Here is a 24,620-nt window from a genome sequence, read left to right on the forward strand (position 1 = left end):
CAGGCACAAGTTACCGGGCGGTTGTTGAAACTGTCCAGAGTGATGCTGCGCACGCAGAGGGCCCGCCGTCGGCCTCGCCCCCCGAAGGGGGGCTTTGTCCCTGGTGGCTACGCTCGAACCGGAACGCCTTCGCGGCCCCGGCCGCTCAGGCCGACGGCTCGTCGCCGTCGTAGGCCGCCAGGGCCGCCTGGCGGTACTCCAGCAGTTCGGCCAGGTCCTCGTGGGTCAGGTGTTCCTGCGTCAGCTTCACCGTGGCCCGGCCCTCCGTCGCCGCCCACGCGTGGCGGGCCCGCTTGTTGGCTCTGCGGCGGTGGTCGCTGCGGAGGAAGCCCGCGCCCGCCGCGAACCCGGCCGCGGCGAGGGCCGCCAGCGCCGCGGGGATGCGGGCGTTCGCCGTGGCCAGCCCCGTGGCGCCGGCCGTCGCGGCGAGGAGGGCCGCGGGGAAGCCGAGGGCGATGTCGACCTTGGTCCAGAACTCCGCCCTGCGGTGGGCGAGCCTGCGCTGCCGCTCCGCCTCCTCGCGCAGCCGCGTGATCTCGGCGCGCAGACGGCGGGCGGGCTCGTCCGGTGTGGACCGGGTGGTGCCGTCAGGGGCGATGGTCATGCAGAAATTCCAACACACTTGACCCTCAAGGGACTTGGCTTTGTCCCGACAGTCCTGGCAGGGGTTCGTGGTGGGCTTCCCACCCATCCGTGGACGTCCGGCTTCTCACCCGTGCCGCAGTGCGAACCACAGCTCCATCCGGACGTCCGGATCGTCCAGGTCCTCGTCCAGCAGCGTGCCGACGCGCGCGATGCGCTGGCGGACGGTGTTGCGGTGGATCTCCATCGCCGCCGCCGTCCGGTCCCAGTTGCCGTGCAGCGAGAGCCAGGTCCGCAGCGTCTCGACGAGCGCGGGGGAGCCCGCGAGCGGGGCCAGGCGCGCGCGGGCGGCGTCGGCGGAGAACGGGCCCGCGTCGCGGTGGCGCACCAGGGGTTTGCGGGTCGTCAGCGCACGGCGCACGGCACGGGCCGCCTGCGTGTCGGCGGCGGCCAGGTCCCGCGCCTCGACGGGGGCGCTGATTCCGAGCGTCCAGTCCGGCTGGGCCACGACGGCCGTGCTCGCCGGCAGCAGCAGCCGCACCGCCGTGGCCTCCGGTGTCTCGAACAGGGGGGTGCCCAGCGCCGCCGCCAGCGCCGCCGCCGCGAACGGGGTCCCGTCGCCGCCCCGGGCGTGGACCACCGTCCAGGGGCCCGGATCCAGGATGCGCGCCGTGTCGGCCGGGGAATCGCCGAGGAGCAGACGGACCAGGGCCGCGTCGCGTACCGCCGAGTCCGCGGCCTGTCGCGGGGCCGTGAGCAGGGAGAGCAGAACGACCGCCACTCCAGCGATCGTGTGGTTCCCGGGCTCGTGGTGCTCGGACGCCACCCCGAGCGTGAGGGCGTCGGCGCCGCCGAGTGCGTACGCGGCGAGCCGCAGCCCGCCGCTGTTCCCGCTCGCCGTCGCCGGTCCGCCCGGGCGCGGGCCCACCACGCCCGCCAGATCCGCGAGGGCCCGGCTCGCCGCGTCGGGGATCGGTCGGCCCGCCGCCGCCGACTGAGTACCGTCCGGGGCGAAGAGCACGGCACGTCCGCCGAGCCGCGAGGCCAGTGCGCCGAGCACCGCCGGGACCGGGGCGGGCCGGGCCGCCGCCGTCGCCAGTGACTGCTGGGCCTCGGTCACCCGGCGCAGCTCCTGGAGGCGGGCCTGTGCCATCAGCCGCCACAGCGCCCTGGCCACCGCCGTGAACGGCGTCTGCGGCGGCACCTCGATCAGCGGCAGGCCGTGCCGTGTGCACGCCTCGACGAGCTCCGCCGGGACGGTGTCGTACACCGGTGTCACGCCGAAACCGAGTGCCGCCGCGCCCGCCTCCACGACCCGTTCCACGTACCGAGCCGGGTCGCTGAGCTGCACGCCCGCCGTCATCAGCAGCTCACCGCCCAGGAGGTACGGATAGGGGTCCGCCATCTCGGAGGTGTGCACCCAGTGGAGGGCGGCGTCCTCGGGACCCGCGAGCAGGCGCAGCCCGAGGTCCCGGCGGGCGAGCAGTGCGGCGAGCGGGACCGGTGGCGCCGGTGGGGTGGATGCGGGCTCCTGTGCGGACATGACCGTGGACCCTTCGTACATCCATCGTAGGAACAGTGGAGGAAACGTACACTTCAGCGTCGCTTTCCGGCCACCTACTGTCGTGCCATCCAGCGGCAGCGGGTACGGGCGGATGTCCCCGCGAACGGCCCTGGCACCTTTCCCCGCACGACACGCCACCGAGGTGAGCAGAGGAGGGCCCCATGGCCGTCGACTACACAGTGATCGTCCTGTATTTGGCCAGCATGCTGGCGATGGGCTGGTGGGGCATGCGCCGCGCCAAGTCCAAGAGCGAGTTCCTGGTCGCGGGCCGCCGCCTCGGACCCTGGATGTACTCCGGGACCATGGCCGCCATCGTCCTCGGCGGCGCGTCCACCATCGGCGGCGTCGGGCTCGGCTACAAGTACGGACTGTCGGGCGCCTGGATGGTCTTCACCATCGGCCTCGGCCTGCTCGCGCTGTCCGTCTTCTTCTCCGCGCGGATCGCCCGGCTCAAGGTCTACACCGTCTCCGAGATGCTCGACCTGCGCTACGGCGGCAAGGCCGGTGTCATCTCGGGCCTCGTCATGTGGGCGTACACGCTGATGCTGGCGGTCACCTCGACCATCGCCTACGCCACGATCTTCGACGTCCTCTTCGACCTGCCCCGCACCGCCGCGATCGTCCTCGGCGGCACGATCGTCGTCGCCTACTCGACCCTCGGCGGCATGTGGTCCATCACCATCACCGACATGGTGCAGTTCGTGGTGAAGACCATCGGCGTACTGCTGCTGCTCCTGCCCATCGCCGTCGTCAAGGCGGGCGGCTTCGCCGAGATGAAGGCCGCGCTGCCGACCGCGTACTTCGAGCCGCTCGGCATCGGCGGCGAGACGATCTTCACCTACGTCCTGATCTACACCTTCGGCATGCTCATCGGTCAGGACATCTGGCAGCGGGTCTTCACCGCCCGCACCGACAAGGTCGCCAAGTGGGGCGGCACCGTCGCCGGTACGTACTGTCTCGCGTACGCCCTGGCCGGCGCCGTCATCGGCACGGCCGCCAAGGTGCTCTACCCGAAGCTGCCCAGCGCCGACGACGCCTTCGCCACCATCGTCAAGGACGAGCTGCCGATGGGTGTGCGGGGCCTCGTGCTGGCCGCCGCGCTCGCCGCCGTCATGTCCACCTCCTCCGGCGCGCTCATCGCCTGTGCCACCGTCGCCAACAACGACATCTGGTCCCGGTTGCGCGGTCTCACCGCGAAGAAGGAGGAGGGCGAGCACGACGAGGTCAAGGGCAACCGCGCCTTCATCCTGATCATGGGTGTGGCCGTCGTCCTCATCGCCATCGCCCTCAACGACGTCGTCCAGGCCCTCACCGTCGCGTACAACCTGCTCGTCGGCGGCCTGCTGGTGCCCATCCTCGGCGGCCTGCTGTGGAAGCGCGGCACCGTGCAGGGCGCGCTCGCCGCGGTGACCGTCGGTGGTCTCTCGGTCGTCGGCCTGATGGCGACCTACGGCATCCTCGCCAACCAGCCCGTCTACTACGGCCTGCTGGCCTCGCTCGCCGCGTACGTGGTCGTCAGCCTGGTCACCCGGCCCACCGACCCGGCCGTGCTCGCCAACTGGCGTGAGCGGCTGGCCGGCCGCGGTGGCGACGAGGCCGAGCCGGAGACCCCGGCCGCCGAGCCCGCCCCGGTCCACAGCTAAAGTCGCACAAACGTCCTCAAACGGATGAATACGCAACGAAGCGCAAGAAGGAAGGCATCACACATGAGCAGCAACGAGCAGCCGCGCGGTCCGATCGACTCGTCCCGCATCCCGCGGTACGCCGGACCCGCCACGTTCGCCCGGCTGCCGCGGCTCGACGAGGTCGGCACCGCCGACGTCGCCGTGGTCGGCGTGCCTTTCGACTCCGGGGTCTCCTACCGTCCCGGTGCGCGCTTCGGCGGCAACGCCATCCGTGAGGCGTCGAGGCTCCTGCGCCCCTACAACCCGGCGCAGGACGCCTCGCCCTTCGCGCTCGCCCAGGTCGCCGACGCGGGCGACATCGCGGCCAACCCGTTCAACATCAACGAGGCCGTCGAGACGGTCGAGGCCGCGGCCGACGACCTGCTCGCCACCGGCGCCCGGATGATGACGCTCGGCGGCGACCACACCATCGCGCTGCCGCTGCTGCGCGCGGTCGCCAAGAAGCACGGCCCGGTCGCCCTGCTGCACTTCGACGCGCACCTGGACACCTGGGACACCTACTTCGGCGCCGAATACACCCACGGCACGCCGTTCCGCCGCGCCGTCGAGGAGGGCATCCTCGACACCGAGGCGCTGTCCCACGTCGGCACCCGCGGCCCGCTGTACGGCAAGCAGGACCTGACCGACGACGAGAAGATGGGCTTCGGCATCGTCACCTCGTCCGACATCTACCGCCGTGGCGCCGACGAGGTCGCCGACCAGCTGCGCCAGCGCATCGGCGACCGGCCCCTCTACATCTCCATCGACATCGACTGCCTCGACCCGGCGCACGCGCCCGGCACCGGCACCCCCGAGGCGGGCGGCATGACCTCCCGCGAACTCCTGGAGATCCTGCGCGGCCTGTCCTCCTGCAACCTGGTCTCGGCCGACGTCGTGGAGGTGGCCCCGGCGTACGACCATGCCGAGATCACCGCGGTGGCCGCCTCGCACACGGCGTACGAGCTGACCACGATCATGTCGCGCCAGATCGCCGCGAACCGCGCCTCCGGCGCGGAGCAGACCGCGAAGTGACCGCGCCGCCGGTCCCGTCACCGGGACCGGCACCGGCCTGTCGGCCGGGGCGCGCGTAACGTCGAGCCGGGAGGCCGTAAGGCCCCGACGCCGGGCACACACGCCCGGAGGCAGACGTACGCAACGATCGAGACGCTAAGGACGCCACGGTGACCCACGACCACGACCTCGTCCTGCGGCCCACCGCCGCGCAGACCGAGGCCGCGCTGAACCCGCCCGCCGGGCGCAACGGCGGCGACCTCGTCGTCGAGACCCTGCGGGGCCTCGGGGCGACGACCGTCTTCGGGCTGCCCGGACAGCACGCGCTCGGCATGTTCGACGCGCTGCGCCGCTCGACCCTGACCTACGTCGGGCTGCGCGTCGAGAACAACGCGGGCTTCGCCGCCGACGCCTACGGCCGCGTCACCGGCGAGGCCGCGCCGCTGCTGCTGTCCACCGGCCCCGGCGCGCTGATGTCGCTGGCCGCGCTCCAGGAGGCCGCCGCGGCGTCGGCGCCCGTGCTGGCGATCGGCAGCCAGATCCCCGTGGCCGGGCTCGGCGGCGGACGCCACGGCTACCTGCACGAACTGCGCGACCAGCAGGCGTCGTTCCGCGACATCGTGAAGTCCGTGCACACCGTGCGCACCGCCTCGCAGATTCCGTCGGCGATCGCGGCGGCGTGGGAGTCGGCGCTGACCGCACCGCACGGACCCGTGTGGGTCGAGATCCCGCAGGACGTCCTGCTCGCCGAGACCGCTGTGCCGGTCGTCACGGCGGTGGACGCCACGCCCGAGGACGTCGTGCCGCGCCCCGAACTGACCGCCGTGGCCGCCCACCTGCTGTCCACCGCCGAGCGCCCCGTGATCATCGCCGGCGGCGGCGTGGTGCGCTCCGACGCCTCGGGCAAGCTGCGCGCGCTCGCCGAGAAGATCGACGCGCCGGTCGTCACCACCTTCGGCGGCAAGGGCGCCTTCCCCTGGGAGCACCCGCTGTCCCTCCAGTCCTGGCTGGAGGACCGTCACACGACCGACTTCCTGGAGTCGGCCGACGTGCTGCTCGTCGTCGGCTCGGGCCTCGGTGAACTGTCCTCGAACTACCACACGTTCGCCCCGCGCGGCCGCGTGATCCAGATCGAGGCCGACCTCGGCAAGCTGGAGTCCAACCACGCCGGCCTCGGCATCCACGCCGACGCGCGCCTCGCGCTGTCCGCCCTGCTGGAGACGGTGGAGGACCGCCGCGACCCGTCGGCGGCCGACGCCGTGCGCGAGGTCCTCGCGGCGGTCCGCGCCCGGATCGACTCCCAGGAACTGACCCTGGAGCAGCAGGTCCTGGCCTCCGTGCGCGAGGCCCTGCCGGACGACTCGCCCAGCTTCTGGGACATGACGATCCTCGCGTACTGGGCGTGGTCCGCCTTCGACGCCCGCCGGCCCAACACGATGCACTCCGCCCAGGGCGCCGGCGGCCTCGGCTACGGCTTCCCGGCGGCGCTCGGCGCGGCCGCCGCCGACCCCACCCGCCCGGTACTTGCCGTCTCGGGCGACGGCGGCGCGATGTACTCGATCGCCGAGCTGGCCACGGCCCGCCAGTACGACCTGCCGGTCACCTGGCTGATCGTGGACGACGGCGGCTACGGCATCCTGCGCGAGTACATGACGGACGCGTTCGGGCAGGCCACGGCGACGGAACTGGCACGCCCGGACTTCGTCGCGCTGGCGGAGTCCTTCGGCGTCCCGGCGACCCTGACGAGCCCCGAGACGCTGTCCGAGGACCTGGCCAAGGCCCTGGCGCAGCCCGGACCCTCGGTGGTCGTGCTCCCCGCCCTGCTGCGGATGTTCGCCCCGACGCACCTGTGATGCGCGCGGCGTGACCCGCGGCTCCCGGCCCCGCCGCCCACCCTCCCCGGGCGGGGCCGGGCTCGTCTCCGGAGCGCCCGTCAGGTCGTGCCGGCGAACGAGTGGTGCTCGTGCGCCACCGCCCAGCGGACCCGCTCCTTGCGGAGCCCGACGGTGAGCCGCAGCCGCGTCTCGGGACGCTCGGCGAGTTCGGACCCGGCCGCGAGCCGGATCCCATCGCTCACGCCGGTGTGACGAACCCCGACTCGTACGCCGCGATGACCGCCTGCGTCCGGTCCCTCGCACCCAGTTTGGGCCGTACAGGAGGCATGAACCATGTCCGTCGTTCCCGCCCCGACCGCCCCGAGCGCCTCGGCCACCCTGTCCGTCCGGCCCGTCCTGCGCTCCGAGCCCGGGTTCGACCCCGTCCACTCGTCGTTCTTCGGTCTCAACTTCGGCCGGATCGCGGCGATCTGCTTCGGATCGATCGCCGTCGCGGGTGAGTACCGCGACGGCGGCATCCGCGTCTCGCTGGCCGCCGTTCCGCGCAGGGGAGTCTTCTGGGCGGGCAAGATCGCGGTGGTCGGACTGCTGTCGCTCACGGTCGGCCTGGCCACGGGCGCGGCCTGCTTCGCGCTGGGCCAGACGCTCCTCGGCGACCACGGCGTGGACATCGGCGCCCCCGGGGCGCTGCGGGCGGTCGTGGGGTGCGGGCTCTATCTGGCGCTGATCACCCTGTTCGCCGCCGGGCTCGCCGCCCTGCTGCGCAGTGCCCCCGCGGTCATGGGCATCCTCATCCCGTTCCTGCTGATGCTGTCGTTCGTCCTCGGTGACGTGTCGCAGGGCGGCAGCTGGGTCGACTTCCTGCCCGACAGGGCCGGGCAGCAGATCCTCCTCCAGGAGCCGGACGGCCCGCTGGGCCCCTGGACCGGTACGGGCGTCCTGGTGCTGTGGGTGGCGGCGGCCCTGAGGGCGGGCGGCCGGCGGCTGATGCGCCGGGACGCGTGAGGCGCTCCCCGGTCACTCCAGCAGTGCGCCGTGAGCGGCCGTGTACGCGGCCATCCGCAGCCGGTACCCCTCGTCGAACCTGTCCGGCTCCCCGTCCTGGAGGAAGCCGGGCAGGTTTCCCTTGGGCGGCAGGCAGTCCGGTATGGCCCGGAACAGCTCGTCGGCCGCCGCGCCGTGCGCGGGTCCCCGGCCCCGGGCCCTCACCAGGTGCTCGCCCGCCTTGCGCAGCATGTCCGGCAGCCACTTCAGCGGGCTGGTCCGCACCTTGTCGTTCGGGCGCAGGTCCTCCAGCTTCCGGTGGGCGGCGCCGAGGGCCTCCAGCGCCCGAAGGGTCGCGTACAACTGGCCGCAGAGATGACCACGGCTCGGCGGAGCGTCGGGCATGTCCCCTCCCTCGCAAGGGCCCGGGCGATGCCCGCCCGCGCCGTCAGTGACTACCCACGGCCGCGTCCGGCGAACCGGCGCCCGCCCGCGGGCCCAGTCCCTCCGGCAGGCGCGGCGGGGTCCCCCGCGTCCACACGACGCGCAGGGCCGTCGCCGAGATGCGCCAGCCGTCCGCCGTCCTGACCAGCTCCGTCTCCGAGAGGCCGGCGGAGACGAAGACGTCCTTCGAGCCGTCCGCCAGGACGTGGGTGCTCAACTGCGGCCCGCGGGCCGTGGCCCGGTCGCCGGCGATCTCGATCACGGGGCTGCCGCCCAGGTGCACCGTCCGGTCGAACAGGGCCATGGCACGGCCGACCGTCGCCGGCACGGCGTCGCGTCCGTGGACCGTGCCCACGGGCATCTCGGCGGTGACGTCCTCGGTGTGGAAGGCGCGGGCCCACTCCTCGTCGAGGGCGTCCTCGTCCAGGGAGCGGAGGTAGCGGGCGAGGAGGTCGGTGATCTCGGCCCGGTCGGTCAGCGTGCGCAGCTCGAGCCGCATCTGGGTGATGTCCATGACCGCGATCCTGGTACCTCGAGCATGATTGAGGTCAAGGGTGGCGCCGGCGCCCTTCGTGGCGTGGGCGCGCCCGTCCCGCATCCGGTCGGTCCTGGGACCAGGGACGGGGATTTGTTGCGGAGGGATGAAATCCGTTCCGGTCCGCGTTGGTGCCTTCCGGAAGATCAGATCGTCGGGATCAGCGGGATCCGAGTATGCGGACGGGGAGGCCCAGGTGGCTGCGGCGGCTCGAAAAGAGGACGGCTGGGCGCGGCGTCTGGCCGGTTACGCCTGGCGTTACCGGCGCAATGTGGTGCTCGCGCTCGGGTCCTCGCTCGGCGGCATGGCCGTCATGGCGCTCGTACCGCTCATCACCAAGGTCGTCATCGACGACGTCATCGGGGCCAAAACCCTCCCCCAGACTCCGTCCGGGGGTGCCCCCAGGCTCGCCGTGTGGACCGGTCTGCTGATCGCCGCGGCCGTCGCGGTGTACGTCCTCACCTACATCCGCCGCTACTACGGCGGCCGGCTCGCGCTCGACGTCCAGCACGACCTGCGCACCGATATGTACGGCACGATCACCCGGCTCGACGGGCGGCGCCAGGACGAGCTGTCGACCGGCCAGGTCGTCGGACGGGCGACCAGCGACCTCCAGCTCATCCAGGGCCTGCTCTTCATGCTGCCGATGACCATCGGCAACTTCCTGCTGTTCGCGATCTCCCTGGCCATCATGGCGTGGCTGTCGCTGCCGCTCACCCTGATCGCCCTCGCCGTCGCCCCCGCCCTGTGGATCATCGCCAAGCGCAGCCGTACCCGGCTCCATCCGGCCACCTGGTACGCGCAGAGCCAGGCCGGGGCCGTCGCCGGAGTCGTCGACGGGGCGGTGTCGGGCGTGCGGGTCGTGAAGGGGTTCGGGCAGGAGGACCAGGAGACCGGGAAGCTGCGCGAGGCGAGCCGGAAGCTGTTCGCGGGCCGGCTGCGGACGATCCGGCTCAACGCGCGGTACACGCCGGCCCTGCAGGCCGTCCCCGCGCTCGGCCAAGTGGCCATGCTCGCGGTCGGCGGGTGGCTGGCGACGAAGGGCGAGATCACGCTCGGCACGTTCGTCGCCTTCTCGACGTACCTCGCGCAGCTCGTCGGGCCGGTCCGGATGCTGGCCATGGTGCTCACCGTCGGTCAGCAGGCACGGGCCGGTGTGGAGCGGGTGCTGGAGCTCATCGACACCCGGCCGTCCCTGAGCGAGGGCACGAAGGAGCTGCCGGCGGACGCCGAGGCGAGCGTCGAGTTCGACGACGTGAGCTTCGCGTACGCGGACGGCAGGCCGGTCCTGGACGGCTTCTCGCTGGAGATCCGGCCCGGCGAGACCGTCGCGGTCGTCGGGGCGTCCGGCAGCGGCAAGTCCACCGTCTCGCTCCTGCTGCCGCGCTTCTACGACGTCACCCGCGGCGCCGTCCTCGTCGGCGGCCACGACGTGCGCGAGCTGACCTTCGACTCGCTGCGTGCCGCCATCGGAATCGTGCCCGAGGACAGCTTCCTGTTCTCCGACACCGTCCGCGCGAACATCGCGTACGGGAAGCCGGACGCGACGCAGGACGAGATCGACCGGGCCGCCCGCGCCGCCCAGGCCGACCGGTTCATCGCCGAGCTGCCCGACGGCTACGACACCAAGGTCGGCGAGCACGGACTGACCCTCTCGGGCGGCCAGCGCCAGCGCATCGCGCTGGCCCGCGCGATCCTCACCGACCCGCGCCTGCTTCTCCTGGACGACGCCACCTCGGCCGTCGACGCCCGCGTGGAGCACGAGATCCACGAGGCGCTGCGGCAGGTCATGGCCGGCCGGACGACCCTGCTCATCGCCCACCGCCGCTCCACTCTGGGCCTCGCCGACCGGATCGCCGTCCTGGACGGCGGCCGGCTCGCCGACATCGGCACGCACGAGGAGCTCCAGGAGCGCTCCTCGCTCTACCGCCGGCTGCTGACCGACCCGGACGAGCTCGGCGGCGTCTCGCCCGGCCACGTGCTTCCGCAGCCCGCGCCCGATCCGGATGAGGACCGCACCGTGCGGGACGAACTGGACGCGGAGTTCGACGCCGAGCGCGGCATCACCCGTCGGCTGTGGGTGCGCGACGAACGAGCCGACGAGGCCAGGGAGGCCAAGGAGGACGCGAGCGCCACTCCCGAACTGCTCGCCCAGGTCGAGGCGCTTCCCCCGGCCACGGACACGCCCGACATCGACGAGGCACGGGCCGTACGGGCGGAACCGGCCGGCGCCCGCGCGGGGGAGGGCGGCCGGCTCCGATCGCTCCTGCGCGGCTTCGGCCTGCCCCTGCTGGTCAGCCTGCTGCTCGTCGCCGTCGACGCGGGCATGGGCCTGCTGCTGCCCGTGCTGATCCGGCACGGCATCGACGAGGGCGTCGAACAGGTCGCACTCGGCGCGGTGTGGACGGCGTCCCTCCTCGCGCTCGGCACCGTCGTCGTCCAGTGGGCCGCCCAGACCGGCGAGATCCGCAAGACGGGACGCACCGGCGAGCGGGTCCTGTACGCCCTGCGCCTGAAGATCTTCGCCCAGCTCCAGCGGCTCGGCCTCGACTATTACGAGCGGGAGCTGACCGGCCGGATCATGACCCGGATGACGACGGATGTGGACGCGCTGTCCACGTTCCTGCAGACGGGCCTTGTCACCGCGTTCGTCTCGGTGGTCACCTTCTTCGGCATCATGGTCGCGCTCGTCGTCATCGACGTGCAGCTGGCGCTCGTCGTGTTCGCCACCCTGCCGGTCCTGATCGTCGGCACGTACTTCTTCCGCAGGAAGAGCGTGAAGGCCTACGAACTGGCCCGTGAGCGCATCAGCGTCGTCAACGCCGATCTCCAGGAGTCCGTCTCCGGGCTGCGGATCGTGCAGGCGTTCCGGCGCGAGCGCGACGGCGTGGCCGACTTCACGGCGCGCAGCGACAGCTACCGCGAGGCCCGTGTCCGCGGCCAGTGGCTGATCTCCGTCTACTTCCCCTTCGTCCAGCTGCTGTCGTCGGTGGCGGCCGCGGCCGTGCTGATCGTCGGCGCGGGGCGGGTGGAGGCCGGGACCCTCACCACGGGTGCGCTCGTCGCCTACCTCCTGTACATCGACCTCTTCTTCGCGCCCGTACAGCAGCTCTCGCAGGTCTTCGACGGCTACCAGCAGGCCTCCGTGTCGCTGGGCCGGGTGCAGGAGCTGCTGCGGGAGCCGACGTCGACAGCCACCGCGGAACGGCCGCGGGAGGTGCGCAAGCTGCGCGGCGACATCGCCTTCGAGAACGTGTCGTTCGCCTACGGTTCCGGCGGCGACGAGGAGGAGGCGCTGACCGGCATCGACCTGCGCATCCCGGCCGGACAGACCGTCGCGTTCGTCGGAGAGACCGGTGCGGGCAAGTCCACGCTGGTCAAGCTCGTGGCCCGGTTCTACGATCCGACCGACGGCCGTATCTCGGTCACTCTCGACGACTCCTCCCCGGGCGACCAGGGCGACGGCCCCGGGGGAGGCCATGACCTGCGCGAGCTGGACCTGACCGCCTACCGGCACCGGCTCGGCGTCGTCCCCCAGGAGGCGTACCTCTTCACCGGCACGGTCCGCGACGCCATCGCCTACGGCCGGCCCGGCGCGAGCGATGCCGAAGTGGAGGCCGCGGCCAGGGCCGTCGGCGCGCACGACATGATCGCCACCCTCGACGGCGGCTACCTGCACGAGGTCTCCGAGCGCGGGCGCAATCTCTCGGCCGGACAGCGCCAGCTGATCGCCCTCGCCCGCGCCGAACTGGTCGACCCCGACGTGCTGCTGCTCGACGAGGCGACCGCCGCCCTGGACCTGGCGACCGAGGCGCAGGTCAACCAGGCCACGGACCGGCTGACCGGCCGCCGCACCACGCTGGTGGTCGCGCACCGGCTCACCACCGCGGCCCGTGCGGACCGGGTCGTGGTGATGGACCACGGGCGGGTCGCCGAGGACGGCACGCACGACGAACTCCTCGCGCGCGACGGTCACTACGCCGCCCTGTGGCGCACCTTCATAGGGGAGGACGAGCCCGCGACCGTGTGAGGGGCGGGTGCGGGGCACGTACAACCTTTCGGTGCGGGCGGTTGTCCTGTGTACCGAACGCGTTCAACGGCGCGTTCTCGTCCGTTCACCGTCTTGTGCAGAGGGACCCCATGCCCACATCTCGTGCCCGCCGCCGTGCCGTCCTCGGCGCGGCGAGCGCCGTCGCCCTGATCGCCCTCGGTTCCGTGCCCGCCGCCGCGGAGGGCGGCGAAGGACTCGTCCTGGGGCCGATCGCGCCCGTCGAGGGGGTGAAGCCCGGCAGCGGCTTCGAGCTGCCGGTCACCTTCCGGAACGAGGGCACCGAAGCACTGGACAAGGTCTGGCTCACGTACGCCGTCACCCAGGGCCTCGCCCACACCGAGCTGCCCTCCAACTGCGTGCGCTACGACATCCCTTCGGCCGACGAGTCGCCGCGGTACTCCGAGGCGCAGTGCGAGTACGTGCAGCCGATCGAGGCGGGCGCCGTGTACACGCCCGAGAAGCCGCTCGGGCTGAACGCCCTGGACTGGGCGCTGCACGACGTGGTGCACGTGTCCGTCGCGCGCTACGGCGAGGGGCCCGGCGACAGCGGCGCCCAGCCCGTGCGGGGCACGGGACCGGCGCAGAAACTCGTCAAGCAGACGTCCGACGGGGCCGGCTTCTCGCAGCGCGTGGTCACCGTGCCGGTGAACACGGACAGCACGGCCGACTTCCAGGTGACGGGTGCGCGGCTGAAGGCCCGCGCGGGTGACACGGTCCCCGCCGAGCTGTCGTTCCGCAATGCCGGGCCCGGCTGGGTGCTGGGCGAGGCGGGCATTCCCGCGCACGAGGTCACCGTCACCCTCCCCGCCGGCACGAAGGCCGCGAGGGTCGCCGACCTCTGCACGGCCACCGACGATCCGCGGCGCTTCACCTGCGGCAGCTGGAACCACTGGGTGGAGGTGGACCGCGTCGAGCGGCTCACCTTCCAGCTGAAGGTCGAGAAGCTGGTGCCCGGGGCCAAGGGCACGGTGGCGCTCACCGGCGGACCGCGGCCGTTCGACAAGAACGCGGCGAACGACACGGCGGAGATCGTCGTCGAGGCGGCGGACGGGAGTTCGGGCGGAGGCTCGTCCACGGGCGGATCGGCCACGGGCGGCTCCGGCGGCAGCGGCGGCTCCGAGTCGGGCGGCGGCTCCGCGACGGGCGGCTCCGGCGACGCGGGCGGTTCCGCCTCGTCGACGGGCGGCAGCACCGGATCGGCCTCGGCGGGCGGTTCCGCCTCGTCGACGGGCGGCAGCACGGGATCGGCCACGACCGGCGGCAACCTGGCCTCCACCGGCTCCGGTTCGGCCCTGCCGGTCGCGGTCGGCGCGGCAGCGGCTGTGGTCGCGGGCGCCGGCGTCGTCGTCGCGATGCGCCGCCGCGCGGCCCGCACGCAGTAGCCCGCGCGAGGCCCGACGCGGAGGTCCGCGCGGTTGCCCGACGCGGCGCCTCGCAACCAATCCCGCCATGTGTGCGTCGTACGCGTGTACGGAGCAGTGGCAGTGGGGAGCGGACGTGGTCGATCGGGTGGGGAACGGGAACGAGCACACACGGCGGGCGGCCCGGGCACTCGTCCGGGCGCTCGCCGTCCTGGCGGCCGCGTCCGCCATGGCGCTGGCGGGCCCCGGCCTCCAGAGCGCCCAGGCGGCGGCGCCGTGCGCCGGACGCCTGGCGAAGTCCCTCTCCTTCGCCACCGGGGAGCTGAGGGTCTATCAGAACAGGCAGCAGGTCTGCGCCGTCACCCTCGCCAGGAACCCAGGCGCCAGGCGGCCCATGTCCGTCTCCCTCCAGGTGCGCGGCGACCGTGCGGAGACGGACAGCGGGAGCTTCAGGCGCCAGGCCGGACCGGTCGCCGTGCCGGCGCGCGGCCGCTGCGTGAAGGCCACCGGTTCCGTCTCCGGCACCTCCCGCTCGACCGGCTGGATCCTGTGCTGAGCGCTCCTCCGTCAGCCACGCCGTGGCCAACTGGGGGTGGTGGGACGGGGGTTGGCACCGCTAGGTTCACCGCGACCGTTTGATCTCAAGGGGAGATCTTCAGGGGAGGGTGAATGCGCAAGGCGTTCAGATGGCTGCTGTCGCTGGTGGTGCTCATAGGCACCGTGAGCGCGGCCGGAGCGACGGCCGGTGCGGCGACCGCCGCCGAGCCGACGGCCGGCACGGACATCAAGGACCGGATCCTGGCGATTCCGGGCATGAGTCTCATCGAGGAGAAGCCGTACCCGGGTTACCGGTTCTTCGTCCTCAACTACACGCAGCCGGTCGACCACCGGCACCCGGACAAGGGCACCTTCAAGCAGCGGATCACTCTGCTGCACAAGGACACCAACCGCCCCACCGTCTTCTTCACCTCCGGCTACAACGTGTCCACCACGCCGCGCCGCAGTGAGCCGACGACCATCATCGACGGCAACCAGGTCTCCCTGGAGTACCGTTTCTTCACGCCGTCGCGGCCCGCTCCCGCGGACTGGTCCACGCTGGACATCCGGCAGGCCGCCAGCGACCAGCACCGGGTCTTCGCCGAGCTGAAGAAGATCTACACCAAGAAGTGGCTGTCCACCGGCGGCTCCAAGGGAGGCATGACCGCCACGTACTACGAGCGCCACTACCCGCGCGACATGGACGGTGTTGTCGCCTACGTCGCGCCCAACGACGTCGTCAACAACGAGGACAGCGCCTACGACCGCTTCTTCGAGAACGTCGGCACCAAGGAGTGCCGCGACAGGCTGAACGCGGTGCAGCGCGAGGCCCTCGTGCGCCGTGAGCCGCTGGAGGCCGTGTACGAGAAGTACGCGGCGGACAACAAGCTCACGTTCGACACCGTCGGCGGCCTGGACCGCGCCTTCGAGGCCGTCGTCCTCGACTACGTGTGGGCGTTCTGGCAGTACAGCCTGCTCGCCGACTGCGACTCGATCCCGGCCGCGGCCACCGCCACGGACCAGGAGATCTGGGACAGCATCGACGCGATCTCGGGCTTCTCCGCCTACGCGGACCAGGGTCTTTCGACCTACACGCCGTACTACTACCAGGCGGGCACCGAGCTGGGCTCCCCCGACATCGAGCAGCCGCACCTCGACGGCCTGAGCCGCTACGGCTACCAGCCGCCGCGGAACTTCGTGCCGCGTGACATCCCGATGCGGTTCAAGCCGTGGGTCATGAAGGACGTCGACACCTGGGTGCGCCACAACGCCACCCGGATGATGTTCGTCAACGGCCAGAACGACCCGTGGAGCGCCGAACCGTTCCGTCTCGGTGCGGGCGCGCGCGACAGCTACGTCTACACCGCGCCGGGCGCCAACCACGGCGCCAGTGTCGCCCGTCTCGCCGCTGACGAGAAGGCGAAGGCCACCGCCACGATCCTGACATGGGCGGGTGTCGCCTCGGCCGCCGTCCAGGAGGACCCGACGAAGGCCAGGCCGCTCGCGAAGGCGGACGCCAAGCTCGACAAGCGGGACACGGAGCGCACGCTGCGTCCGTGACCCCCGTGCGACAGGAGGGGCTGTGTCCGCGGTACGGCGGACACAGCCCCTTCGTGCGTCAGCTGTACGACAGCCCGTGGCCGATCGGGAACAGCACCCGCGACGGGTCGTCGGCGCGCTGCACCGGGACCGGCAGCCGGCCCTGTGGTTCGGCCGGGCCCGCGACGACCCGGGCGGCGGCGCGGAGTTCGACGTCGGTCCACGAGTAGCTCGTGAGCGCCGCCTTCACCCCGCTGAGCCGGGCGATGTCGTACGGATTGCGGATCGCGAGCGCGACGACCGGCACCCCCGTGGCGACCAGCCGGTCCACCAGCGTGCGCTGCGAACTGGTCGCCGAGACGTTGTAGGTGCCCACGACGACGACGTCCTTGCCCTGGGCGGCGGCCACCGCCTCGGCGATCCTGGCGCTGCTGGGTGCGGTGCCCGTGGACAGGGCGCTCGCCCGGAAGCCCAGCTCGGTGAAGGCGTTCGCCAGCACGGTCGTCGGCGGGCCCGTCGTGCCGCTGGGGGACGCCGGGTCGGCGCCGACGACCAGCAGGTTCGGCCGGCTGCGGCGGCTGAGCGGCAGCAGCCCGTCCGGGTTGGTCAGCAGGGTGGTGGTGCCCTCGGCGATCCGGTCGGCGGCCGCCAGGTGCGGGGCCGTGCCGACGGCGAGGTCCACGCCCCGGTGGGTGACGAACGGGTCGCGGAACAGCCCGAGCTTCTCCTTGAGCAGCAGGATCCGCAGGATCGATTCCTCGATGCGGGCGACGCTGAGCTCGCCGCTCCTGACCGCGCCCATCACGCCGTGCCAGGCGACCGCCAGATCCGGCGGGTTGAGGAGCTGGTCCACGCCCGCGAGCAGCGCGAGCACCGGCACCCGGTGGTCGCCGTACTTGTCCCGCACGCCCTGCATGTTGAGCGCGTCCGTCACGACGACGCCGTCGTAGCCGAGCTCCTCGCGCAGGATGCCGGTGAGGATCGGGCGGGAGAGCGTGGCCGGGTCGTTGCTCGGGTCCAGCGCGGGGAACTGGATGTGCGCCGTCATGATCGAGTCGATCCCTGCGTCGATCGCCGCCCGGAAGGGCGGTGCGTCGATCCGCTCCCATTCCTCACGGGTGTGGGTGATGACCGGGATGCCGGTGTGGCTGTCCACGGTGGTGTCCCCGTGGCCCGGGAAGTGCTTGGCCGTCGCGGCGATGCCCGCTGCCTGGTAGCCCGTCACCTGTGCGGCGGCCATCCGGGCGACGGCGGCCGGATCGGCGCCGAAGGACCGTACGCCGATGACCGGGTTGGCCGGGTTCACGTTCACGTCGGCGTCGGGCGCGTAGTTCTGCACGATGCCCATGGCGGCGAGCTCGGTCCCGGCGATGTGCGCGGCGGTACGGGCTGCCGACCGCGAGCCGCCGGCCCCCAGCGCCATCGCGCCCGGCATCAGCGTGGCCGGCTTGCCGACGCGGGCGACGATCCCGTGCTCCTGGTCGGTGGAGATCAGCAGCGGCACGGGCGTGGGCTGGGCGAGCCCGGCCCGCTGGATCCCGTTCGACAGGTCTGCGATCTGGTGCGGGTCACGGGTGTTGTGCGCCCAGACGAAGTAGATGACGCCGCCGACGTGGTACCGGGCGACGAGTTCGGCGGCCGTGCGGACACCGATCTCCTTGAGGTTGGCGTCGATGTCGGCCTGGTCGGGCGCGGTGGCGGAGTGCCCGTAGACGCGCATCACGAAGAGCTGGCCGACCTTCTCCTCCAGGCTCATCCGGGAGATGAGGCGCTTGAGGCGGTCTCGGGTGCCAGAGGCGGCGGGCGACGCGACGGCGGGCGACGCCACCGCCACCGTCCCGGCGGCGACCGCGGTCGCGGTGAGAAGGGTGCGTCTGGAGAGGTTCCGGTCGTGCACTGGTGCTCCTTCCGGCCTTGCTCGACAAGGGAGTTGCACAAGGGGGGTTGAAGGAAACTTCCAAGGTGCCACGGATATCCGGAAAGTAACTGCCAGGTCAAGGCCCCGCGCAGAACCGGCACGAATGGCGCCTCCGGCCGCGGCTGCACCGCCTGCGGCGGATCGCCCGGCTCCCGCCGCCCGGCCGGCTGCTCACCCCTGGGCGGCGACCCGCGGCCACAGCCGCTGCAACGTGCGGACCGTCTCCGTGATCGCGGGCCGCCTTGCCGCCCCCGCACGCCACAGCGCGCACAGCCGGCGTCTCGGCACCGGTTCCAGCCGTACGGCCGTTACCTGGGGCGGAAGCGGCCCGCGGCCGAGCCGTGGCACCAGTGCGATGCCGAGCCCGGCGGCCACCAGGGCGACCTGAGTGTGGTTCTCCTCTGCCTGATGGGCGATCAACGGCTCATGGCCCGCTGCCCGCAGGGTGCGCATCAGCCAGTCGTGGCAGACGGTGCCGGGCGGCTGGGTGATCCACCGTTCGTCCGCGAGATCCGCACGGCGTACGGACTCCTCGGCGGCCAGCGGATGACCCGCCGGGACGAGCACGTCGCACAGGTCGTCACCGATCACGGCCTGCTCCACGCCGGGCGGGGCCGGCATCGGGGCGATGTCCCAGTCGTGCGCCACGGCCAGGTCGATGGCGCCGCGGGCGACGAGGTCGACCGACAGGTGCGGATCGAGCTCCTGCAGCCGCGCGTCCAGGGCGGGATGGCGGCGGGCGAGATCGGCGAGCGCGAGGGGCATCAGGCCCCGCGCCGCACTGGCGAAACAGGCGACGGCGAGCCGCCCGGACGGCACGCCGCGCTGCTCCTCGAGGCGCACCTCGGCCTCCTCGACGAGGGACAGCAACTGCTGTGCCGTCGCCGCGAGTTGCTGTGCCTCGTCGGTCAGCCGCACGCCGCGGCCCTGCCGCTCCAGCAGCGTCGTACGGGTCTCCCGCTCCAGTTTGGCGATCTGCTGGGAGACCGCCGACGGCGTGTAGCCGAGCGCCGCGGCGGCAGCGCCGACCGTGCCGTGGACGGAGACGGCGTGCAGGGCGCGCAGTCGGCCGAGATCGAGCACAGCGCCTCCTTTCGTAAGCAGCGCTTCATCCAACCATGAAGAAATCCGCGCTGGTCCTGCACGGTCCCCGGCGGCGATGCTCGATGCCATGCCTCCCGCTCGGGTCATGCCACCCGCCCACATCGCCCTCGCCGCCCTGGTCGCCGCCGTCTGGGGCGTCAACTTCGTCGTCATCGAGATCGGTCTCGACCACTTCCCGCCGCTCCTCTTCTCCGCGCTGCGCTTCCTCGCGGCGGCCCTGCCCGCGGTCTTCTTCGTCGGCCGGCCCAAGGTCGCCTGGAAGTGGATCATCGGCGTGGGACTGGTGCTGGGCGTGGCCAAGTTCGGCCTGCTCTTCACGGGCATGGACCAAGGGGCGCCGGCCGGTCTGTCGTCGCTGATCCTCCAGGTGCAGGCGGTCTTCACGGCGCTGTTCGCCTTCGTGGCCCTCGGCGAACGTCCGGGCCCCGTACGGATCGTCGGCATGGCCGTCGCTCTCGGCGGCATCGCGGTCGCGGCGGTCGACGAAGGCGCGTCGGGCCCGCTGCTGGGCTTCCTGCTCTGCATCGCCGCGGCCGCCTGCTGGGGCGTCTCCAACGTCATGACCCGCAAGGCGTCCCCGCCCGACTCCCTGAACTTCATGGTGTGGGTGAGCCTCGTCCCGATCCTCCCGCTGCTCGGGCTCTCCTTGCTCATGGAAGGCGTGGACCGCGACATGGCGGCCCTCCGCTCCCTGGACTGGACCGGCGCCGGCGTCGTGATCTACGTCGCCTGGATCACCACGATCTTCGGCTTCGGCGCCTGGGGCTACCTGATGCGCCATCACCCCGCGTCCTCGGTCGCGCCGTTCTCCTTGCTGGTCCCGGTGTTCGGCATGTCGTCGGCGGCCCTGTTCCTCGACGAGTCGGTCAGCCCGTTGCGCTGGTGCGCGGCGGCGCTGCTCGTGGGCGGTGTGGCCCTGACGTCGCTGTCCGGCGGCCGCAAGGCGGTGCGGTCGAGCCGACAGGGGGAGGCGGAGCCGGAGCCGGATCCGGTCGCGGCCGGCCGGACCTGAGGTTCTAAGGTGTCCTCCGGCTGACCAACCGGGGGAGTACATCGTGTCCATGCCGCCGCCCCACCATCAGGGCTTCGTCCAGCAGGGCCCCACCGCCCAGCACCTCTACCAGGCGCACACGGGCGCGGGTCCGCGAGGCGAGACACCGTGCCAGGTGTGCGGATCGCTGCCCGCCGTGCGCGCGGTGGTCCGCGGGCACCAGGGACTCTTCCTGATCATGCGGTTCCTCAGGCGCGAGGGAGTCTTCTGCCGCTCCTGCGGCACCGCGACCTACCGGCAGATGACCACCGACACCCTGTGGCAGGGCTGGTGGGGCTTCCTCTCGCTCTTCATCACCCCAGTCACCGTCCTGACCAACCTCGGGCCGCGCGCCCGGTTCCGCAGGCTGGCGCAGCCCTACGGGGGCTGGCGCCCGCCGCTGGATCCGGGCAAGCGGGTACTCGCCCGTCCTCCCGCCCTGGTGGTCTTCGTCCCGATGGTGCTGTCGGTGAGCGTGATCGCCTTCGGCATCATCCGCGCCGCGGTCTCCGACGACGGCGCGGGCCGTCCGGTCATCGGCGTCGGGGACTGCGTGCGCAACCTGAGCGCGTGGCCGGAGCAGAACATCCAGCCGGTCGACTGCGGTTCACCACTGGCGCAGTACCGCACGGCGAGGATCGAGGACTGCACGGGCGACGAGTACCTGATGCGCGTCGAGGACGCGCCGGACGCGGTGGCCATGTGCCTCAGGCCCCTGAGGAACCGGTGACATGGTGACGGCAGGCATGTCGGCGGGCGGCTGGCTGGCACCGACGGACGTCGAACGCAGGCTCTACGAGGCGAAGATGCGGGGCGACTGGGCCGCGTTCTTCGACGTGCTCGCCGGGACGTATCTCTACTGGCCCGTGTCCCGCGCCGAGGCCGAGGCGGGCAGGACGCCGCACGTCCCCTTCCGCAGCCCGGTGACCGGCACCTGGTGCTTCGCCTACTACACCGAGGGCGTCCTCCCGGTGCCGCAGCCCGACCCCGTGTTCGAACCGCGGCCTTTCTCCTACGTGGTGCGCACCTGGGGCAACGACAACCGCTGGCTCGCCATCAACCCCGGCACACCGGGCGAGGCGTACTTCCCCGCGAACCCGCAGACGCTCCACCTGTGGCGGCAGCACGCGGAGCGCATTTCGCCCGCCGAATGCGGCACGCTCCGCACCCTGCGGGTCGGCGGGCCTCTCCAGGGGGCGGTTTGCTCACGGACTGGGCTGCGGAGCCCTCTTCGCGGTGAAGAACGGCGAACTGTGGAACGCCTTGGCCTTCCACGGCTCCGGCTTCGTCGACGAGCGGAACTCGCTCGAGAAGTGGTGGGGGGTGAAGAGCCCCGAAGACTGGCGGGAGGCCCTGCACTCCCTCCTGAACGCGGAGTACGTCAGCCGGGTCTGGGAGTTCGCCCTGTCCGTCCGCCAGTCCCTCGCGCGGCAGTACGGTGGGACGGTCGACACCTCGCTGTGGCGGGAAGCCGCGGCCCGCGTCATGCGCCGCAACGCGGAACCCGAGACGGTGCCCGAGTCGGCCCTCAACGGTGTGCAGCAGTTGATCGGCCGCATCATCCGCTACGAGGCCCGCTTCCGCGCGGACGGCCTGCTGCCGGAGGGCCGTCATGTCCGTTCCGTCCTGGCCTGGGACTACGGCCGGGCGGTCAGCATGGCCCGGTGGGGAGTGGCCGCCCGCTTCGGCGACGTGGCGGAGGCGGAAGCCGCGGTCCTGCGCGGCGGCCAGGCCGCCCAGGTCGCGTACCGCTCCTGGGAGGACTTCGGCGCCGGGTTCGTGCTGGGAAGGTGTCTCCACTTCGACGAGGAGGAGTTCGGCCCCTGGTACAGGGAGGTCGCGGAGAGCTACAAGGTGCTCACCTCCGACCCGGAGAGCCCCTGGCTCACGCTCCCGTGGCGATAGCCGACCCGGGACGCGGGTAACGCGCCCGCATCGCGTCGATGCACACGTCACGCGAGGTGGGGCCGCCGAAGCGGAGGCGGTCGTAACCCGTGAACGCCGGCTCCAGCGCGTCCAGTTCGTCGATGAGCGCGTGCAGCCGGGCCGTCCACCCGGCCGATCCCGCGTCCGGCGCGGACGGGGCCGCCGTGATGGCCGCCGTCAGACGCTCCTTGCGCCGGATCGTGGCCGGGCTCACCTCGTGCAGGCACACGTACTGCCCGCTCAGGTACGCCTCCCACTCCCGCCGTCCCGTCGCCCTGTCCGTCCAGTGCGCCGTGAACCACGCCTCCAGCCGCTCCGGCCCGCCGGCCCGCTCCGTCAGAGCGAACAGGTCCCGGGGGACCATCTGCGCGCCGTCGGAGCGCAGGTAGCCGGGCAGCGGCAGCAGTCCCGCCAGCATCGTCAGGCTTACGGCTCCCAGATCGCGGCCCTCGGTCGCGCACAGCTCGTCCAGTACGGCGAACTGCGCGGTGACATACGCGTCGTCCGCGGGTGTCATCGGATGGTCGCCGTTGATCCGCCGGAATCGGTCGGCTACTTCCTGCTCGTACATGGGACCTCGTTCCTCGGTGAGACGCCGTCCCCCACATGCTGGGCGCTCATCCCTTCGGCCCCGGCCGAACCGTCCTCGCGCGCCCCCTCAGATCAGTCCCTGCAGATGCTCCCGGCCCGCCGCGAGCAGGCCCGGCAGCTCGGCCGCCCCCTCGTACCAGCGCTTCTCGTACTCCCAGCACACCCAGCCGTCCGGGTCGGCCAAGGACAGGCACTCGGCGAGCGGAAGCAGACCGGCGCCGAGCGGGAGCGGGGTGAGGTCGCCGCGCGAGGCCACGTCCTTGACCTGGAGGTAGCCGAGGAACGGGCTCAGGCCGGCGTGCGTCGTCCGGGGATCCTCGCCGCCGAGCCACGGGTGCATCACGTCCCACAGCGCGCCCGCGTGCTTGTGGCCGACGGTGCCGAGGACGCGCGAGACATCGGCGCCTGTGCGGTGCGAGTCGTGCGTCTCCAGCAGGATCCGCACCCCCGCGCTCGCCGCGGTCTCCGCGGCTGCGCCCAGCCGCCGCGCCGCGATCGCGTCGGCCTGCGACGGGTCCTGGTCGCCGCCGCCCGGGAACACCCGGACGAACGCGGCCCCCAGGTCGCCGGCCAGGCGGACCAACTGGTCCAGCTCCTGCAGGACGGGACCGTCGTCACCCGCCGCCGCGACCCGCGCATACCCGGCGACGGTCAGGATCTCGACACCCGCTTGCCCGAACTCCTTCACCACCGCCTGCCGTTCGGGCGTGGTGAGGCCCAGGTGCACCGGCTCCTCGGGGTGCGTGCGCAGCTCCACGCCCTGGTATCCGGTCGCGGCGGCGAGCGCGGCCACGTCCGCGACGGGCATGCCGGGAACGCCGAGGGTCGAGAAAGCGAACTTCATGGGGTCTGTCCTTCCTGCAGGAGCGGTTCGCGCAGGGGCAGCCGCCAGTCCTGGCCGACCAGCTCCGCCCCGTACGAGCGATGCGGTATCTCCGCGACGAGCGTGAAGCCCGCCCGCTGGTATATCCGGCGGGCGCTGTGCAGCACGTCGTTCGTCCACAACACCATGTCCCGATATCCGGCCCCCCGCGCGAAATCCACGGCCGTGCGCACGAGCCGGTCGCCCAGGCCGTGCCCGCGGGCCTCCGGCTCGACGAGCAGCAGGCGCAGCCGCGCGGTGGCCGGGGCGTCGTCCCGTACACACATCACGGAACCCACCGGACGGCCGTCCAGCTCCGCTATCCACACCCGCTCCCGGCTCGGGTCGTGGCCCTGCGCGAAGTCGGCGACGATCTTCGCGACGAGGCCCTCGAACTTGGTGTTCCACCCGTACTCCGCCGCGTACAGCACGCCGTGACGCTGCACGATCCAGCCGAGATCGCCGGGGCCGGGGTCGCGCAGCACGGGCTCCGGGCCGCCGTCGGGCCGGGTGTCGGACAGCACCTCGCGGACCGTGCGCATCGCCTCGGCGAGCCGCTTGCGCTCCGGCTCCGGCACCCCGTCCAGCAGCGTCCCGACGGCCCGGCGCGACCGCTCGTCCAGCAGGGCCGCGGCCTCCCGCCCGCGCGAGGTGAGCGTGATCCGCTGCCGCCGCGGATCGGCCTCGGACGGCGCCCGCTCGACGAGCTCGTCCCGCTCGAACTTGCCGAGCAGCCGGCTCAGATATCCCGCGTCGAGCGACAGCTCCGCTCGCAGGTCGGCGGCGTCGGTGCGAGGGCTGTGGGCGAGCTCGTAGAGCACGCGGGACTCAGTGAGGGTGTACGGCGTGTAGAGGTGCTTGCCGTAGTCGAGGGCGCCGATGAGGTTCGTGTAGAAGCGGTTGAAGGCGCGGATTTCGTGGACGGACATAGCGGCCTCCGGAGGCGTACCTTTGACTGAGTCAAAGCTATGCCCGCGCCGTGACCGGCCGCAAGAGCCTGCGGGTGGTGCGGACGGGGCGCGCGAGTCACGGGGCGGCTTGCGCCCGCCGCCCGTGCGCGCCCCCCTGTGCCGCCGCTCCTG

General features: G+C 72.4%; 21 protein-coding genes and 1 pseudogene. 11 read left to right on the forward strand and 11 right to left on the reverse strand.

Annotation, left to right across the window (positions count from 1 at the left end):
• Nucleotides 1–145 precede the first annotated feature (145 nt).
• Nucleotides 146–604, reverse strand: coding sequence for a hypothetical protein (locus QFZ82_RS25590; RefSeq protein WP_307715389.1), 459 nt, complete (start codon nucleotides 602–604; stop codon nucleotides 146–148).
• A gap of 105 nt (nucleotides 605–709) precedes the next feature.
• The gene (locus QFZ82_RS25595; RefSeq protein WP_307715390.1) at nucleotides 710–2,125 is read right to left on the reverse strand and encodes a PucR family transcriptional regulator; all 1,416 of its coding nucleotides are present in this window, start codon (nucleotides 2,123–2,125) and stop codon (nucleotides 710–712) included.
• A gap of 182 nt (nucleotides 2,126–2,307) precedes the next feature.
• On the opposite strand from QFZ82_RS25595, the gene QFZ82_RS25600 reads away from it, so the two are divergent.
• The 3 genes from QFZ82_RS25600 to QFZ82_RS25610 all read left to right on the forward strand — a co-directional run bounded on the left by QFZ82_RS25600 (nucleotide 2,308) and on the right by QFZ82_RS25610 (nucleotide 6,674).
• Nucleotides 2,308–3,789 carry a sodium:solute symporter gene (locus tag QFZ82_RS25600; RefSeq protein WP_307715391.1) on the forward strand — a complete coding sequence of 494 codons (1,482 nt, stop codon included), beginning with the start codon at nucleotides 2,308–2,310 and terminating at the stop codon, nucleotides 3,787–3,789.
• 63 nt (nucleotides 3,790–3,852) lie between these two features.
• Nucleotides 3,853–4,842: an agmatinase gene (gene speB / locus QFZ82_RS25605; protein ID WP_177150929.1), complete on the forward strand. Its 990-nt coding sequence runs from the start codon at nucleotides 3,853–3,855 to the stop codon at nucleotides 4,840–4,842.
• 149 nt (nucleotides 4,843–4,991) lie between these two features.
• Nucleotides 4,992–6,674 carry a thiamine pyrophosphate-binding protein gene (locus QFZ82_RS25610; protein ID WP_307715392.1) on the forward strand — a complete coding sequence of 561 codons (1,683 nt, stop codon included), beginning with the start codon at nucleotides 4,992–4,994 and terminating at the stop codon, nucleotides 6,672–6,674.
• Between the two features lie 80 nt (nucleotides 6,675–6,754).
• Here QFZ82_RS25610 and QFZ82_RS25615 read toward each other — a convergent pair whose 3' ends face one another.
• Together QFZ82_RS25615 and QFZ82_RS25620 are read right to left on the reverse strand one after the other, a co-directional pair.
• Complete coding sequence (locus QFZ82_RS25615; protein WP_373429320.1) at nucleotides 6,755–6,898, reverse strand: hypothetical protein; 144 nt, start codon at nucleotides 6,896–6,898, stop codon at nucleotides 6,755–6,757.
• Nucleotides 6,895–6,975: pseudogene (locus QFZ82_RS25620) on the reverse strand (DNA-binding response regulator); the annotation flags it as partial. The gene QFZ82_RS25615 and the pseudogene QFZ82_RS25620, both read right to left, overlap by 4 nt.
• Nucleotides 6,976–6,989: 14 nt before the next feature.
• Between QFZ82_RS25620 and QFZ82_RS25625 the strand changes: the two are divergent.
• Nucleotides 6,990–7,661, forward strand: a complete 672-nt coding sequence (locus QFZ82_RS25625; protein ID WP_307715393.1) for an ABC transporter permease subunit — start codon at nucleotides 6,990–6,992, stop codon at nucleotides 7,659–7,661.
• A 12-nt stretch (nucleotides 7,662–7,673) separates the two neighbouring features.
• Here QFZ82_RS25625 and QFZ82_RS25630 read toward each other — a convergent pair whose 3' ends face one another.
• Nucleotides 7,674–8,045: a hypothetical protein gene (locus QFZ82_RS25630; protein ID WP_307715394.1), complete on the reverse strand. Its 372-nt coding sequence runs from the start codon at nucleotides 8,043–8,045 to the stop codon at nucleotides 7,674–7,676.
• 43 nt (nucleotides 8,046–8,088) lie between these two features.
• Nucleotides 8,089–8,598, reverse strand: coding sequence for a nuclear transport factor 2 family protein (locus tag QFZ82_RS25635; RefSeq protein ID WP_307715395.1), 510 nt, complete (start codon nucleotides 8,596–8,598; stop codon nucleotides 8,089–8,091).
• A 127-nt stretch (nucleotides 8,599–8,725) separates the two neighbouring features.
• Between QFZ82_RS25635 and QFZ82_RS25640 the strand changes: the two genes are divergently transcribed.
• The 4 genes from QFZ82_RS25640 to QFZ82_RS25655 all read left to right on the forward strand — a co-directional run bounded on the left by QFZ82_RS25640 (nucleotide 8,726) and on the right by QFZ82_RS25655 (nucleotide 16,128).
• Nucleotides 8,726–12,649 (forward strand): ABC transporter ATP-binding protein, encoded by a 3,924-nt coding sequence (locus tag QFZ82_RS25640; protein ID WP_373429321.1) that lies wholly within the window; start codon nucleotides 8,726–8,728, stop codon nucleotides 12,647–12,649.
• A gap of 110 nt (nucleotides 12,650–12,759) precedes the next feature.
• The gene (locus tag QFZ82_RS25645) at nucleotides 12,760–14,052 is read left to right on the forward strand and encodes a hypothetical protein (RefSeq protein ID WP_307715397.1); all 1,293 of its coding nucleotides are present in this window, start codon (nucleotides 12,760–12,762) and stop codon (nucleotides 14,050–14,052) included.
• 115 nt (nucleotides 14,053–14,167) lie between these two features.
• The gene (locus tag QFZ82_RS25650; protein ID WP_373429322.1) at nucleotides 14,168–14,587 is read left to right on the forward strand and encodes a hypothetical protein; all 420 of its coding nucleotides are present in this window, start codon (nucleotides 14,168–14,170) and stop codon (nucleotides 14,585–14,587) included.
• A gap of 113 nt (nucleotides 14,588–14,700) precedes the next feature.
• Nucleotides 14,701–16,128, forward strand: a complete 1,428-nt coding sequence (locus tag QFZ82_RS25655; protein WP_307715398.1) for a S28 family serine protease — start codon at nucleotides 14,701–14,703, stop codon at nucleotides 16,126–16,128.
• A 58-nt stretch (nucleotides 16,129–16,186) separates the two neighbouring features.
• Here QFZ82_RS25655 and QFZ82_RS25660 read toward each other — a convergent pair whose 3' ends face one another.
• Both QFZ82_RS25660 and QFZ82_RS25665 read right to left on the reverse strand, forming a co-directional pair.
• On the reverse strand, nucleotides 16,187–18,004 hold the full coding sequence (locus QFZ82_RS25660; RefSeq protein WP_307715399.1) for a glycoside hydrolase family 3 protein: 1,818 nt from the start codon (nucleotides 18,002–18,004) through the stop codon (nucleotides 16,187–16,189).
• A gap of 192 nt (nucleotides 18,005–18,196) precedes the next feature.
• Nucleotides 18,197–19,108, reverse strand: coding sequence for a LysR family transcriptional regulator (locus QFZ82_RS25665; protein WP_307715400.1), 912 nt, complete (start codon nucleotides 19,106–19,108; stop codon nucleotides 18,197–18,199).
• A 106-nt stretch (nucleotides 19,109–19,214) separates the two neighbouring features.
• Here QFZ82_RS25665 and QFZ82_RS25670 point away from each other — a divergent pair, with 106 nt between their 5' ends.
• The 3 genes from QFZ82_RS25670 to QFZ82_RS25680 all read left to right on the forward strand — a co-directional run bounded on the left by QFZ82_RS25670 (nucleotide 19,215) and on the right by QFZ82_RS25680 (nucleotide 22,064).
• Entirely contained in the window at nucleotides 19,215–20,141 is a 927-nt protein-coding gene (locus QFZ82_RS25670) for an EamA family transporter (protein ID WP_307717838.1), read from the forward strand.
• A 49-nt stretch (nucleotides 20,142–20,190) separates the two neighbouring features.
• On the forward strand, nucleotides 20,191–20,889 hold the full coding sequence (locus tag QFZ82_RS25675) for a hypothetical protein (RefSeq protein WP_373429441.1): 699 nt from the start codon (nucleotides 20,191–20,193) through the stop codon (nucleotides 20,887–20,889).
• A 506-nt stretch (nucleotides 20,890–21,395) separates the two neighbouring features.
• A complete protein-coding gene (locus tag QFZ82_RS25680; protein ID WP_307715402.1) occupies nucleotides 21,396–22,064 on the forward strand; it encodes a DUF1266 domain-containing protein in 669 nt (222 codons plus the stop codon).
• Here the strand turns inward: QFZ82_RS25680 and QFZ82_RS25685 are convergent.
• From QFZ82_RS25685 to QFZ82_RS25695, 3 genes are all read right to left on the reverse strand, one after another.
• Nucleotides 22,045–22,656, reverse strand: a complete 612-nt coding sequence (locus QFZ82_RS25685; protein WP_307715403.1) for a DUF6058 family natural product biosynthesis protein — start codon at nucleotides 22,654–22,656, stop codon at nucleotides 22,045–22,047. The genes QFZ82_RS25680 and QFZ82_RS25685 overlap by 20 nt on opposite strands.
• An 87-nt stretch (nucleotides 22,657–22,743) precedes the next feature.
• Nucleotides 22,744–23,520 (reverse strand): sugar phosphate isomerase/epimerase, encoded by a 777-nt coding sequence (locus QFZ82_RS25690; protein ID WP_307715404.1) that lies wholly within the window; start codon nucleotides 23,518–23,520, stop codon nucleotides 22,744–22,746.
• Nucleotides 23,517–24,467, reverse strand: coding sequence for a bifunctional helix-turn-helix transcriptional regulator/GNAT family N-acetyltransferase (locus QFZ82_RS25695; RefSeq protein ID WP_307715405.1), 951 nt, complete (start codon nucleotides 24,465–24,467; stop codon nucleotides 23,517–23,519). The genes QFZ82_RS25690 and QFZ82_RS25695 overlap by 4 nt, the downstream gene beginning before the upstream one ends.
• Nucleotides 24,468–24,620 lie beyond the last annotated feature (153 nt).

Origin of the sequence: Streptomyces sp. V4I23 (assembly GCF_030817975.1) — a bacterium.
Classification (GTDB): domain Bacteria; phylum Actinomycetota; class Actinomycetes; order Streptomycetales; family Streptomycetaceae; genus Streptomyces.